Genomic DNA, 14,192 nt, shown 5'->3' on the forward strand with positions numbered 1-14,192 from the left:
ACAAAAGAGGTATCAAGTATGAAGGAAAAAGACATTCAAAGAGCAACAAGCCAGATTGTTGAAGATGTTTTGGAGAAGGCTGGATTGCCTGAAGGAAGCCTCTTTGTCCTAGGTTTATCCTCTAGTGAAGTTTTAGGCGGCCATATAGGCAAGGAATCAAGCCAAGAAATTGGCGAAATCATTGTGAAAACCATCCTAGATATCCTAGAGGAAAAAGGAATTCACCTAGCTGTTCAAGGTTGTGAGCATGTCAATCGTGCCCTCGTTGTTGAACGCCAGGTGGCAGAGCAGTTTGGTCTGGAAATCGTCAGTGTACTACCTACTCTTCATGCGGGAGGTTCGGGTCAGTTGGCGGCCTTCAAGTTTATGCAGGACCCTGTTGAAGTGGAGTTCATTAAGGCTCATGCTGAATTGGATATCGGAGATACCGCAATTGGCATGCATGTCAAGCATGTGCAGGTTCCGATTCTACCAGTTTTGCGTGAGATTGGTCATGCCTATGTAACGGCTCTAGCTAGTCGTCCAAAACTCATCGGGGGTGCGCGTGCACAGTATCCTGAAGACTTCATAAGAAAGTCATAAGTGGGCTGAAAGTTATCGTAAGTTAGAGATATTTCAAGTATGTAGAGGTAAAAGGTTGGAAAATTGTGTTTATATTGTTTCAGGTCCCCCAGGCGTTGGAAAGAGCACTGTCAGCAAAGAGTTGGCCTATTCTTTTGACAAAAGTGCAGTGATAGAGGGGGATATGATTTACTTAATGATTAAAGGAGGTCTCGTAGCTCCTTGGGAGGATGATGGATTTTTCATGGATTTATTCTGGGATAATATCATCAGTCTGACCAATAATTTCTTGGATCGTGGCATTACTGTCGTGATAGAGTATGTCATATTTGAAGAGCAACTGAAGAAAATTGCAGCCTTCTTAAAAGAAAAACGGATTAAGCTAAAATATTGTGTCCTAATGGCTCAAGAAGAAACCTTGAAAGATAGGGATTCTTCTCGAAAAGAAATTGAGAGAACAGGCGATTTATCAATCCAAGCAAGAAATGAGTTTCTAGCTAAAAATAGTGAGAAACATCATTTTCTATTCACAGATGATTTAGATGTCAAGGAAACGGTAAACATCATTAAAACTTCAAATCAATTTTTAATTTCTGAACAGTAAAAGACATGGAGAGTAAGGGTATAGAAACCAAGACTCTCCCTGTTTTTTGTTGAATTCTTGTGCAAAGTACTCCAAACAAGACCATCTTTTAGAAGAAGAAGGGATGCTATCTGATGGAGAATTGCCAAAAGTAGAAAAAGCAACTTAGAGAAGATTTTTCGTTATAGAAATCAGTAAACAAAGCTGGATTTAGCTGTTCTAGGTTGGCTTTTCTGTGCTATACTTAAGATATGCATAGAAAAACAGTGATTGATTTTAGGGCTTTGGGGGAGAGATACACTTTTATCCAGCCCATCAAAGAGTTAAAAACGAGAGATTTATCAGAAGTGGCAAACTTGCTGGCACAAGTGGAAAGCTACCAAGAGCATGGAACGGATACCGTAGAAACATTGGATGAGAGGGATTTTAACCAGCATAACAGGGTCTAAACTAGGACGACCTTTATCTTCAGAATAAGTATCTGCGACTAAGTCATAGATGAAGGAAAAATCGATCACTTGCTCAACCTGACGAAGAAAATGGGCTTGCGGAACGAGTTCATCTAGCGTGTAAAAACCAACTTGATTGCGGTTATATTCGAGATTTTCTTTGTGAAACATAGGGAACACCTCACAACTTTTCTTACCTCTATTATACGACTTTACACAAAGAAAAGCCCTTAGAAATTTGTAGTCTAAGGACCTTGTTTTCAATCTGAAAGGAGCTTAGCTCCTTTTTTTGTGTCAAATTTAGTCAAAATAAATAAGCGTAGCAGACTTCTTACAAATTTTTTCTTTTGTAGTAAAATAAGATTAGAATTTTGTGAAAGTAGGTAATTCGTTGGAGTCGATTATATTTCTAGTATCCGTTTTTTTAGCAGGCATCCTGTCCTTCTTTTCACCCTGTATCTTCCCTTTGCTACCTGTCTATGCTGGTATTTTACTGGATGATCAGGGGAATTCGAAAAGCTTTCGATTTTTCGGAAGAGAGGTTGCATGGTCGGGCTTAATTCGGACCTTGTGCTTTATTGCTGGAATCTCTCTTATTTTCTTTATTTTGGGATTTGGAGCTGGATTCCTAGGGCACATGCTCTATGCAGACTGGTTTCGTTATGCTATGGGAATAGTCATTATTCTTTTAGGGCTTCACCAGATGGAAATCTTACATTTCAATAAACTGGAAGTTCAAAAGACAGTCACTTTCAAACAATCAAAGTCAAATCATTATCTGTCAGCCTTTTTGCTTGGGATAACCTTTAGTTTTGGTTGGACCCCTTGTATCGGACCGGTTTTAAGTTCGGTCTTGGCTCTTGCAGCTTCCGGAGGGAATGGTGCTTGGCAAGGAGCCTTACTAACCTTAGTGTACACATTGGGAATGGCTCTTCCTTTCATTGTTTTGGCCTTAGCTTCGGGCTGGATCATGCCCTACTTTAGTAAATTAAAACCCCATATGATTCTACTAAAGAAAATCGGGGGAGCTTTGATTGTTTTGATGGGATTATTATTAATGTTAGGGCAGTTAAATGCCTTGTCAGGAATTCTTGGATAAAAGGAGAAAAAGATGAAAAAAGTTATTTTTACGGGATTGAGCCTCATGTCTTTATTTTTGTTGATTGCCTGTGGCGAAAAAGAAACCAAACAATCAGAAAGTCCCAAACAGCCTGCTGTACAACAAATCGCAGTAGGAAAGGATGCGCCAGACTTCACCTTGCAGTCCATGGATGGTAAAGAAGTCAAGTTATCAGACTATAAAGGGAAAAAAGTCTATTTGAAATTCTGGGCCTCTTGGTGTGGACCTTGTCGAAAGAGTATGCCCGAGTTGATGGAATTAGCCGCAAAACAAGATCGAGACTTTGAAATCTTGAGTGTCATTGCACCAGGTCTACAAGGTGAAAAAACAGTTCAAGACTTTCCAAAATGGTACCAAGAACAAGGCTACAAGGATATTCCAGTTCTATATGATACGCAAGCAACTACCTTCCAAGCCTACCAAATTCGTAGTATTCCAACAGAATACCTGATTGATAGTCAAGGAAAAATCGGAAAAATCCAATTTGGTGCTATTAGCAATGCAGATGCTGAAGCAGCTTTTAAAGAGATGAAATAAATTAAAGAATATGAAAAAATCGCGAAGAATCGCGATTTTTTTTATAGTTTTTCATTGATAAAACGGATGAATTGATTCCACCAAACTTTTAAGAAGAAGGCTTTTTCAATTTTCTTTTCAGAGACCATTTCAAAAGATGGTTTTTCTGAAGTGAGGTAGCCTTGACCCACCAAATCTTGGTCATCATAGGTTAGATGGCCAACAACAGTTTCAGCTTCTAGTGGCGCTGTCTCGGCCTTGGTTTTTGGAGTGAACTGCAGGCTTGATGATGCTCGACTTCCCAATCGTTGTATGACAGTGATATCAGATTTAGCAACAGCAGTTACGGTATCTTCCTTCCCATCAAGTACAGAAACTTTGCTATCTTTGTAGGCCTCTCCCTTTTGGACAATTGTTTTGAGAGCATAATTAGATGTTATATAGTCCAAAAGAGAAGAAGTAGCAGTAAAGCGAGCGTAAGGATTACTGTTTTGCTGGTCAGCATTTAAGACAACTGTGATGATTCGCATACCTTTTTCGGTAGTTGTTCCAACGAAAGAAGCTCCCGCCTTGTCTGTTGTACCAGTTTTGAGCCCATCAACACCACCTCGATATGCTGGCATCCCTTCCAACATATAGTTAGTAGAGTGAATTTCCATACCAGCAAATGTTGATGAAGATTTCTTGGTGATTTCTAAAACTTGAGGGTAATCTCTGATGAGGTTTCGAGCGATGATTGCAACATCGTAAGCGCTTAGTTTGTTTTCCTCATACTTTTTAGAACCAGGATAGATATTATTTCCAAGTGTTTCGTTATTAAGTCCAGTAGTATTGACAATAGTAGCATCTTTGATACCCCATTCAAGAAGTTTCGCCCTCATCTTGTCAACGAAGTCTTTCTCTGAACCAGCAATTTTTTCAGCAAGAGCAATGGCTGCACTATTGGCACTTGATACTAGAGTTGCTTCCAATAATTGTTCCACTGTATACTTGCGCGCTTCCATAGGGACATTACTCGCCTCAGAATTGGTTGTGAGTTGGTATGGATAGTCAGAGATATCAACTGGGGTAGATAGGCTAATTGTACCTTGTTCCAAGGCTTCATAGACTAGGTAGACAGTGAGAATCTTGGTGATAGAGGCAATTTCAACAGCTTGAGTAGCATCTTTTTCGTAGAGAATTTTCCCAGTGTTTGCTTCAACAGCAATGGCATGCTTGGCAGCAACATCAAAATCTTGCGCAGATACAGTAGGAATGGCTGTGCCAAAAATGATAAGAGTTAGTAAGGATAAAATTATTTTCTTCATAGTAGTTTTATTCTATCACAAAGCGAAAAAATATTCTCGTTTTTATAGTAAATCCATCTTATCTTTTTGAAGAATTATGGTAAAATAGAAAGAAGGAGGCGCCTATGTTCCGTAGAAACAAGTTATTTTTTTGGACAGCTGAAATTTTACTATTAACTCTTATTTTCTACCTTTGGAGAGAGATGGGAGCGATTGTCACACCTTTTGTGATGGTAGCTAATACCATTATGATTCCATTTTTGCTCGGAGGATTTTTCTATTACCTGACAAATCCCATCGTAACATTTCTAGAAAAGAAATGTAAAGTCAATCGTTTGATAGGTGTGCTCATCACTCTTTGTGCCTTGATTGGTACAATAGTAGTAGGGGTAGTCTACTTGCTACCGATTTTGATCAATCAGTTGACAAGCTTGATTATTTCTAGTCAAAACATCTATAGTAGACTACAAGATTTGATCATTGATTTGTCCATGAATCCAGTCTTCCAAAATATTGATATTCAAAAAACCATTCAACAGTTGAATTTATCTTACGTTGATATTTTGCAAAACATTCTCAATAGTGTGAGCAATAGTTTAGGCAGCGTTCTTTCAGCTTTGTTTAGTACTGTTTTGATTCTCATTATGACACCAGTCTTTTTGATTTATTTCTTACTTGATGGTCATAAGTTTCTTCCAATGTTGGAACGAACAGTCCTAAAACATGATAAATTAAACTTCTCCAGTCTATTGAAGAATTTGAACGCCACTATCGCACGTTATATCAGTGGGATTGCGATTGATGCTGTTATTATCGGATGTTTAGCTTATATTGGATACAGTACGATTGGTTTAAAATATGCTCTAGTCTTTGCCATTTTTTCTGGTTTGGCAAATCTGATTCCCTATGTTGGTCCAAGTATCGGTCTGATTCCTATGATTATTGCCAATGTCTTTACTGATCCGCACAGAGTTCTCATTGCAGTAATTTATATGCTGATTATTCAACAGGTGGACGGGAATATCCTCTACCCTCGTATCGTCGGAGGGGTTATGAAAGTTCATCCAATCACCATTCTGGTCCTTCTCTTACTTTCTAGCAATATTTATGGTGTTATCGGAATGATTGTAGCAGTACCAACATATTCTATCCTAAAAGAAATTACTAAGTTCTTGGCGAAATTATATGAAAATCATAAAGAAGCCAAAGAAAAAGAACAATAAAAATCAGAATCAATCTAAAAATCAGGGAGACCTGATTTTTTTTGATAAAAAGACTTGAGGTTAGACTGGTCAGAAGTGCTTTAAATGATTCTGTTGGAGAAGGAAAAGAATGGGAAATTATGAGATTTAGAAGAATTCACAAAATGTGTGTAAAACACTTGCAATTTAGCTGAAATTTGATAAAATAGTAAGGAAAGTTAGACTGTATTGCCTACTGTCTATCTATAAAATATATTTTATTGGAGGCTTTTACTCAAATGGCAAAAGAAAAATACGATCGTAGTAAACCACACGTTAACATTGGTACTATCGGACACGTTGACCACGGTAAAACTACCCTAACTGCAGCTATCACAACTGTTTTGGCACGTCGCTTGCCTTCAGCAGTTAACCAACCTAAAGACTATGCGTCTATCGATGCTGCTCCAGAAGAACGCGAACGCGGTATCACTATCAACACTGCGCACGTTGAGTACGAAACTGAAAAACGTCACTATGCCCACATCGACGCTCCAGGACACGCGGACTACGTTAAAAACATGATCACTGGTGCCGCTCAAATGGACGGAGCTATCCTTGTAGTAGCTTCAACTGACGGACCAATGCCACAAACTCGTGAGCACATCCTTCTTTCACGTCAGGTTGGTGTTAAACACCTTATCGTCTTCATGAACAAAATCGACTTGGTAGACGACGAAGAATTGCTTGAATTGGTTGAAATGGAAATCCGTGACCTCTTGTCAGAATACGACTTCCCAGGTGACGATCTTCCAGTTATCCAAGGTTCAGCTCTTAAAGCTCTTGAAGGTGACTCTAAGTACGAAGACATCATCATGGAATTGATGAACACTGTTGATGAGTACATCCCAGAACCAGAACGTGACACAGACAAACCATTGCTTCTTCCAGTCGAAGACGTATTCTCAATCACTGGACGTGGTACAGTTGCTTCAGGACGTATCGACCGTGGTACTGTTCGTGTTAACGACGAAATCGAAATCGTTGGTATCAAAGAAGAAACTCAAAAAGCAGTTGTTACTGGTGTTGAAATGTTCCGTAAACAACTTGACGAAGGTCTTGCTGGAGACAACGTAGGTGTCCTTCTTCGTGGTGTTCAACGTGACGAAATCGAACGTGGACAAGTTATCGCTAAACCAGGTTCAATCAACCCACACACTAAATTCAAAGGTGAAGTTTACATCCTTACTAAAGAAGAAGGTGGACGTCACACTCCATTCTTCAACAACTACCGTCCACAATTCTACTTCCGTACTACTGACGTTACAGGTTCAATCGAACTTCCAGCAGGTACTGAAATGGTAATGCCTGGTGATAACGTGACTATCGATGTTGAGTTGATCCACCCAATCGCCGTAGAACAAGGTACTACATTCTCTATCCGTGAGGGTGGACGTACTGTTGGTTCAGGTATGGTTACAGAAATCGAAGCTTAATTCGATTTAGTTCCCAGAAGAACAATTATTTAAGTCAGACACTAAAAGAATCTTGCTTTGCAAGGTTCTTTTTTTGTGATGGAATTATTTTAGAAGGCTTTCTAGTATAGCGATATGATAGATTTTTTGGTATAATAAAAGTTATGGAAATTGAAAAAACCAATCGCATGAATGCACTTTTTGAATTTTATGCTGCGCTTTTGACGGACAAGCAAATGAACTATATTGAGCTTTATTATGCAGATGACTATAGTCTTGCTGAGATTGCTGAGGAGTTCGGTGTCAGTCGTCAAGCAGTTTATGACAACATCAAGCGGACAGAAAAGATTTTGGAAGACTATGAGATGAAATTACACATGTACTCAGACTACATTGTCCGCAGTCAGATTTTTGACCAGATCTTGGAGCAGTATCCCAAGGATGATTTTCTGCAGGAGCAGATAGAAATTTTAACAAGTATTGACAATCGGGAGTAATCATGGGCAGTCTAGTTATTTATCAAGGATTACCTTGCAAACTATTAGCCGCAGAGGAACCATTTCCTACTCGACTACAGATTATCTCGCCCAATGATATCTCCAAAGCTATGAAAATAGGTTTTAGCTGTTGGGGATATCCAAATGAAATCATGAAAGAAATCACACCCGAAGAACTTGAGTGTTTGCAACATTTCGGACGATTTCCACTGAATTGAGTAAATAGGAGAAAAAAATGGCATTTGAAAGTTTAACAGAACGTTTGCAGAACGTCTTTAAAAATCTACGTAAAAAAGGAAAAATTTCTGAGGCTGATGTCCAGGAAGCAACCAAAGAGATTCGTTTGGCCTTGCTTGAAGCCGACGTTGCCTTGCCTGTTGTAAAAGACTTTATCAAGAAAGTTCGTGAACGTGCAGTCGGACACGAGGTCATTGATACCCTTAATCCTGCGCAACAGATTATCAAAATCGTTGACGAGGAACTGACAGCTGTTTTAGGTTCTGATACGGCAGAAATTATTAAGTCACCTAAGATTCCGACAATCATTATGATGGTCGGTTTGCAAGGGGCTGGTAAAACGACCTTTGCTGGTAAGCTAGCCAACAAACTCAAGAAGGAAGAAAATGCCCGTCCATTGATGATTGCGGCGGATATCTATCGTCCAGCTGCCATTGATCAGTTGAAAACACTTGGACAGCAGATAGATGTGCCTGTTTTCGCTCTAGGAACAGAAGTTCCAGCGGTTGAGATTGTTCGTCAAGGTTTGGACCAAGCGCAAGCCAATCACAACGACTATGTCTTGATTGATACCGCAGGGCGTTTGCAGATTGACGAACTCTTGATGAATGAGCTTCGTGACGTAAAAGCATTGGCTCAACCAAACGAAATTCTGCTCGTAGTTGATGCCATGATTGGTCAGGAAGCGGCTAATGTTGCCCGTGAGTTTAATGCTCAGTTGGAAGTGACTGGGGTTATCCTTACCAAGATTGATGGAGATACTCGTGGTGGTGCTGCTTTGTCCGTTCGCCATATCACTGGTAAACCTATCAAGTTCACTGGTACGGGTGAAAAGATCACGGATATTGAAACCTTCCACCCAGATCGTATGTCTAGTCGTATCCTTGGCATGGGGGATATGCTTACTCTTATTGAGAAAGCTTCTCAGGAATACGATGAGCAAAAAGCCCTTGAAATGGCTGAGAAGATGCGTGAAAACACCTTTGATTTCAATGATTTCATCGATCAGTTGGATCAGGTGCAAAACATGGGGCCAATGGAAGACTTGCTCAAGATGATTCCAGGTATGGCTAACAATCCAGCCCTTCAAAACATGAAGGTAGATGAGCGTCAGATTGCTCGTAAACGTGCTATCGTGTCTTCCATGACACCTGAAGAACGTGAAAATCCTGATTTGTTAAATCCAAGTCGTCGCCGTCGTATCGCTGCAGGTTCTGGAAATACCTTTGTCGAAGTCAATAAATTCATCAAGGACTTTAATCAGGCCAAACAGCTCATGCAAGGAGTCATGTCTGGTGATATGAACAAGATGATGAAACAAATGGGCATCAATCCAAATAACCTCCCTAAAAATATGCCAAATATGGGCGGGATGGATATGTCTGCCCTTGAAGGAATGATGGGACAAGGTGGCATGCCAGATATGTCAGCTCTTGGAGGAGCTGGAATGCCAGATATGAGCCAGATGTTTGGTGGCGGACTTAAAGGTAAAATCGGTGAATTTGCCATGAAACAGTCTATGAAACGTATGGCCAACAAGATGAAAAAAGCTAAGAAAAAACGCAAATAAAAAGGGAAGCAGAAGTGCTTTCCTTTTTTATATAAAATATGTACTTTCTATGATTAGGCAATTTTCTTAATCGAAAAATTGATTAAATAGAAAGAGTGATTTCAAATCCTTGCATCCATTCGGATTTTACTGTGATGTCGATTTTTAAAGTATCTGCTAATTGTTTGACCAGATAGAGGCCCATGCCTGTTGATTTTTTCCTTGTCTCTCCTGAATCACCTGTAAAGCCTTTTTCAAAGATATGAGGGAGGTCACAAGCTTTAACTCCGCAACCATTATCCCTAATAATCAGACTTGTACGTCCCTTGTCTTTTGACATAGAAATGCTGAGTTTGGGCTTGTCAGAGCTATATTTAAGGGCGTTGGCGAGGATTTGAGAGAGGATAAATTCAAAACTGCGTTGATCGGTGTAGCAGGTTCCTTGTATATTTTCTTGCTGAATCGTAAAATCTTTTTCTTTGAGCAAGGGATCAAAATTTTCCAATAGATCTTGGATACATTCTTCTAGGTCAAGGTCTTCAAATAGAAAATCATTTTTCTCACTTTTTACCCTGTAGTAGAATAGGATCTGCGATACATTTCCTTGGATTTGATTCTTCACATAGTCCAACTTAAAAGCTGTATCCTTCGGCAGCTGGTCACTTTGATTGTCCAAAAGGAGGGAAAGAAGCGATAGAGGGAGTTTAATCTCATGTGCCCATTTTTCAACATAGTCCTCGTATTCGGATAGTAATGAGTTAAGTTTTCCTATTTCAGCCTGCTTTTGATAAAGTGTATCTGCCATTTTTTCAATGCTTTCTTTCTCTGAGGCACTTGATAATTGCAATAATTCAAGCTCAGTATCCGTCTTGGGATTGGCTATGAAGGCTTTATAGGCAGCGGATTTTTTTCTTTCTTTTCTTATCAGTAGGAATGATAGGATGAAAAAGAGCAGGACGGTGGCTAAAATATAGAGAAGGATGAGGGCTTGAAACATTCTCACATCTGAAAGCCAAAGCAGGACAGCTGTAAATAGATCAAATGATAAGAGAACAAGTAACCAAGGCAGATAAGTAGCTAGATATTTTAGATTATGTTTCATCTGGACTTACCTCTTCTAGCTTGTAACCAATACCTCTGACGGATTTGACTTGAAGGGCAATGCCGGCCTGTTTCATCACCTTTTTCAGTCTTGCAATATTTACTTGTAGGGCATTTTCATCGATGAACTCAGTTGTATTCCACAGTTTCATGCTTAGTTCTTCTTTTGTGACGACAGAATCAGTTGCCACTAATAAGGTTTCTAACAATTTCCCTTGATTTTGGGGGAGTAAAATCGAATGTCCGTTGATATAAAGGGTATAGGTATTTCTATCTAGCAGAAAATTATCTTTTTCAAGCAAATTTTGTCTGCCTTCATAGCGTTTCAAGATGTTTTCTATGCGAGCCAAGAATCTTTCTTTCTTGAAAGGTTTTGTTAGATATTCATCTGCCCCTAATTTCAGGGCGTAGATCTCATCTTTTAGTTGTTCACGGGAGGTGAGAACCAATATGGGCACAGAGCGTTTGGACTTGAGATTTTTACAAATTTGAAAACCTGTTTCTCCTGGCAAATTCAAATCCAGTATGATTAAATCCGTATCGTATTGCAGTACTTGCTGGCTTGTATCTTTGAAGTCAGTCAACTTATCAACTTGATAACCCGCTTTCTCTAACAAGATGACAATTTCATCTCGAATCAAGTCTTCATCTTCAATAACCAGAATATGCTTCATATCGGTTCCTCCTTTTCCTATTTTATTCAACCTTATTCATCTCTTTTGGGTTCCATTAAGGACAACAAGTACTTATTGCTATTTTTCTTTACAATTCTGATATAGATGACTTCAAAGCCTGCTAAGAGCAGTACTGTCAGCATGGCTGTGATAAATTTTTGCCCCATGACCATTCTTGCACTGGCTGGTACTATTCCTGTGAGGAGGGAGCCCACACCGAAGCTACTACTGATAAGTGCAATGGCTATTGGTAGACCGAAATACCAGTTGACTTGCTTTTCTGACGATTTACAAAGAGTTTCGTAGTTGGCACCGAGATGGATTAAGGTCTGGTATCGTCTATAGGATTGTCTTTGTCCCATCAAAAACTGAACTCCAATGATTGTATTTGCCACAACAAGGAAGATGATAGCCAGATAGATGGTGATATAGCTGGCAGAGATAATGTAAAATAATTGTCTTCCCATATTTTGTATATAGCTTTCATAGCCAAGAGAGGTTCGATTTAGCTTTTCATTGGTATCGGAGATAGCTCTCATCAGGCCTTTTTCCTTGACCAGCTCAGGAGCCAAGATGCCGCTGACATAGTTCGAATAGCGACCGTCTGTATAGTTCATAAAGGCCTCATCTGGGACTATTAGGGCAACAGAGAGGGTTATTTCACGATCCGTTACGATTGGCAAAGACTCCACCTCTCCAATCAATTTTACATCATTTCCCATGACTTTGATTTGAGGCTTTGTCTTCAGAACAGAGTTGACAAGACTCTCATCTGGCAGAAAATCTTTCCCCATATACAAATAGGCTTCCTTACTAGTTAATTCTAGAGGAGGGAGATTGGCAGTCTTTCTGAGTTCGTTGTATTCGGAAACAGGCATGAGGTGGGAAGTAGTAGACTGTTTAAATTTATGGAGCAAAATTTCCTTGTTCTTGCTGTCTTTTTGCTTTTTCAACTCCTTGATGACCTCTTCGAAGGACACGGACTCGTGTTCTTTAGGCATGCCCACTTTAATTTGCAGAATCTTTGAAAACTGTGATGCTAGTCCAGCAGCTTCAAGCTCTTTTTTTACTGTATTTACATCAAGATTTTCATCTGTTTCCTGCTTGCTATCTCTAAATGTATAATCCAAAACGTGGGTTTGGTTGCCTGAATTGCCACTTGCAATGGCCACACCTGCTCCAAAGAGGCACAAGGCAGAAAAGATTAAGAGGGAGCAGATAGCCAGTATAGTTGAGCGCTGGATAACTAATTCCTGAATCTGTCTAAAATTATAGGCATGAAGTTTTCGATTGCTTCTAAGCTTAACCAAAAAGTCTATAAATAAACGCATACCAAAGAAGAGGAGGATAGTTCCCAGAGTACCCAAGAAAACAGTGATGCCCATGGTGATGACACTCTCCCAAGCTCGTCCACTCATACCCATGTAATAGGCTGTTCCTAGAAGCAAAATTCCGAGGACGGAAGCAAGAAGGTACACACTCTTGGGGAGTAGTTTCTTCATTCCAGAGGGTGAATAGGCAAGCAGGTTTCCGATTTCCTTATTGGCTGTTTTTGCACTTAAAAGAACAAAAACAGCTAATTTTACGGCCAGAAAGCCGATGACTGTATAGAATAGAGCTGTAGTAGAAAGAGAAAATTGATGCTCAATAATACCTAGTCCCACAATTTTAGCGGTTATTAGGCTGATCAGTTCTGAAATTAAGATGGAAATAGGAAGGCCTATTCCAAGGGCAAGGACACTGTTTCTCAAATCCTCGAGCAGAAGTAGCAAGAACAGTTTGCTTCTTCGCATGCCTAGCGTTAGATACACACCAAATTCATGTTTTCTCCTTTCCATCTGCATACTGCTTGCGAAGTAGACTAGAAAAAAGAGAATAAAGAGCGTTGCTACGTAAAAAATGGGAATCATGCTAAAGAGTTTATTTACAGCGTCACTTTCTATTTGTTTTAGAAAGAGCATCACATCTTGATGAGATAAAGAAAGGATGATGTAAAAGGAGATGATAGAAAGAACCATGGAACTGAAGTACAAACCATTATTCTTTCGATCTCTCTTGCTATTTCTTGAAACTAATTTAGAAAACATTGCCATCACCTCCAGCCAGTGCAGCCATGACCTTTAGTATTCTGTGGTAGAAGTCTTCTTGACTTTCTCTTGGATAATCGCGACGGATTTCATGGAATAGTTTTCCGTCTTGGATAAACAAGATGCGGTTGCAAAAGCTGGCTGCAACTGAATCGTGGGTTACCATGAGAATGGTGGTTTCTTCCACTTGATTCATTTCGGATAATTTTTGCATCAAAATGGTCGCATTTTTTGAATCCAAAGCTCCTGTGGGCTCGTCCGCAAATACAATCTTAGGGTCTAAAATCAAGGCACGCGCAGCAGCTACCCTTTGACGTTGACCACCCGATAATTGAGATGGGAACTTATCCAGAAGTTCAGAAATATCCAGATATTGGGAAAGCAATTCTAACCGAACCTTGCTTTCGTTAGCATTGACCTTGTGCAAAGACAAGGGAAGTAAAATATTTTCTTTGGCTGTCAGATTGTCCAAAAGCTCAAAATTCTGAAAGAGGTAGCCAATTTCCTTACCACGATAATCAGCTAACTGACTACCTTTTAACTGACCTAAATCCTTTTCTTGCATTTGAATGGAACCGTCAGTTGGCTTGATGATAGTGGCGAGACAGTTAAGAAGGGTTGTTTTCCCAGATCCACTACTTCCCATAATCCCTAGGAACTCGCCTTTTACAACTTGAAAAGATATGCCGTTCAAGGCCTTGGTGATATTCGGTTCTTTTCCATAATGCTTTTTTAATGATTCTACTCGTAAAATTGTGTCCATGTGAAACACCTCCATCTTTTGTTACTTTCATTATAATATGAATCAGAGTAGAATAACACTTACGGATGATGTAAGAAATCTTTATCGCTGGCATTTATAGTCAGATTACTTTA

14 protein-coding genes and 1 pseudogene are annotated in these 14,192 nt (G+C 39.6%); 9 read left to right on the top strand and 6 right to left on the bottom strand.

Annotated features, from left to right (window positions below):
* Nucleotides 1-18: 18 nt before the first annotated feature.
* Both HMPREF9965_RS04310 and HMPREF9965_RS04315 read left to right on the top strand, forming a co-directional pair.
* Complete coding sequence (locus tag HMPREF9965_RS04310) at nt 19-582, top strand: TIGR01440 family protein (RefSeq protein WP_000659504.1); 564 nt, start codon at nt 19-21, stop codon at nt 580-582.
* A gap of 55 nt (nt 583-637) precedes the next feature.
* Nucleotides 638-1,165 carry an AAA family ATPase gene (locus HMPREF9965_RS04315; RefSeq protein ID WP_000426563.1) on the top strand — a complete coding sequence of 176 codons (528 nt, stop codon included), beginning with the start codon at nt 638-640 and terminating at the stop codon, nt 1,163-1,165.
* 365 nt (nt 1,166-1,530) lie between these two features.
* Here the strand turns inward: HMPREF9965_RS04315 and HMPREF9965_RS04320 are convergent.
* Nucleotides 1,531-1,764 (bottom strand): annotated as a pseudogene (locus HMPREF9965_RS04320) (IS5/IS1182 family transposase); the annotation flags it as partial.
* Between the two features lie 220 nt (nt 1,765-1,984).
* Between HMPREF9965_RS04320 and ccdA2 the strand changes: the two are divergent.
* A complete protein-coding gene (gene ccdA2, locus HMPREF9965_RS04325) occupies nt 1,985-2,692 on the top strand; it encodes a thiol-disulfide oxidoreductase-associated membrane protein CcdA2 (RefSeq protein ID WP_004243101.1) in 708 nt (235 codons plus the stop codon).
* Between the two features lie 12 nt (nt 2,693-2,704).
* Nucleotides 2,705-3,250 carry a thiol-disulfide oxidoreductase-associated lipoprotein SdbB gene (gene sdbB, locus HMPREF9965_RS04330; RefSeq protein WP_000755638.1) on the top strand — a complete coding sequence of 182 codons (546 nt, stop codon included), beginning with the start codon at nt 2,705-2,707 and terminating at the stop codon, nt 3,248-3,250.
* Between the two features lie 41 nt (nt 3,251-3,291).
* On the opposite strand, the gene pbp3 is transcribed toward sdbB, so the two are convergent.
* Complete coding sequence (gene pbp3 / locus HMPREF9965_RS04335) at nt 3,292-4,536, bottom strand: D-alanyl-D-alanine carboxypeptidase PBP3 (RefSeq protein WP_000720643.1); 1,245 nt, start codon at nt 4,534-4,536, stop codon at nt 3,292-3,294.
* 104 nt (nt 4,537-4,640) lie between these two features.
* Between pbp3 and HMPREF9965_RS04340 the strand changes: the two genes are divergently transcribed.
* The 5 genes from HMPREF9965_RS04340 (at nt 4,641) to ffh (ending at nt 9,475) form a co-directional block, all read left to right on the top strand.
* Nucleotides 4,641-5,738 (top strand): AI-2E family transporter, encoded by a 1,098-nt coding sequence (locus tag HMPREF9965_RS04340; protein WP_000489831.1) that lies wholly within the window; start codon nt 4,641-4,643, stop codon nt 5,736-5,738.
* Between the two features lie 257 nt (nt 5,739-5,995).
* Entirely contained in the window at nt 5,996-7,192 is a 1,197-nt protein-coding gene (gene tuf, locus HMPREF9965_RS04345) for an elongation factor Tu (protein WP_001040719.1), read from the top strand.
* 143 nt (nt 7,193-7,335) lie between these two features.
* On the top strand, nt 7,336-7,668 hold the full coding sequence (locus HMPREF9965_RS04350; RefSeq protein ID WP_000402061.1) for a putative DNA-binding protein: 333 nt from the start codon (nt 7,336-7,338) through the stop codon (nt 7,666-7,668).
* Nucleotides 7,669-7,670: 2 nt separating this feature from the next.
* Complete coding sequence (locus tag HMPREF9965_RS13310; protein WP_000535217.1) at nt 7,671-7,886, top strand: hypothetical protein; 216 nt, start codon at nt 7,671-7,673, stop codon at nt 7,884-7,886.
* A gap of 17 nt (nt 7,887-7,903) precedes the next feature.
* Nucleotides 7,904-9,475: a signal recognition particle protein gene (gene ffh, locus HMPREF9965_RS04355; protein WP_000863607.1), complete on the top strand. Its 1,572-nt coding sequence runs from the start codon at nt 7,904-7,906 to the stop codon at nt 9,473-9,475.
* Between the two features lie 82 nt (nt 9,476-9,557).
* Here the strand turns inward: ffh and HMPREF9965_RS04360 are convergent, their stop codons facing one another.
* Genes HMPREF9965_RS04360 through HMPREF9965_RS04375 form a run of 4 tightly spaced genes read right to left on the bottom strand, consistent with a single transcriptional unit; the run spans nt 9,558 to nt 14,079 of the window.
* Nucleotides 9,558-10,556: a sensor histidine kinase gene (locus HMPREF9965_RS04360; protein ID WP_000682245.1), complete on the bottom strand. Its 999-nt coding sequence runs from the start codon at nt 10,554-10,556 to the stop codon at nt 9,558-9,560.
* Entirely contained in the window at nt 10,546-11,229 is a 684-nt protein-coding gene (locus HMPREF9965_RS04365; RefSeq protein WP_000680572.1) for a response regulator transcription factor, read from the bottom strand. The genes HMPREF9965_RS04360 and HMPREF9965_RS04365 overlap by 11 nt, the downstream gene beginning before the upstream one ends.
* A gap of 32 nt (nt 11,230-11,261) precedes the next feature.
* Nucleotides 11,262-13,316, bottom strand: coding sequence for an FtsX-like permease family protein (locus tag HMPREF9965_RS04370; RefSeq protein ID WP_000491815.1), 2,055 nt, complete (start codon nt 13,314-13,316; stop codon nt 11,262-11,264).
* Complete coding sequence (locus HMPREF9965_RS04375; protein ID WP_000379714.1) at nt 13,306-14,079, bottom strand: ABC transporter ATP-binding protein; 774 nt, start codon at nt 14,077-14,079, stop codon at nt 13,306-13,308. The genes HMPREF9965_RS04370 and HMPREF9965_RS04375 overlap by 11 nt, the downstream gene beginning before the upstream one ends.
* Between the last annotated feature and the right edge of the window lie 113 nt (nt 14,080-14,192).

The sequence above is a fragment of the Streptococcus mitis bv. 2 str. SK95 genome (genome assembly GCF_000222705.1).
GTDB lineage: Bacteria > Bacillota > Bacilli > Lactobacillales > Streptococcaceae > Streptococcus > Streptococcus mitis_AY.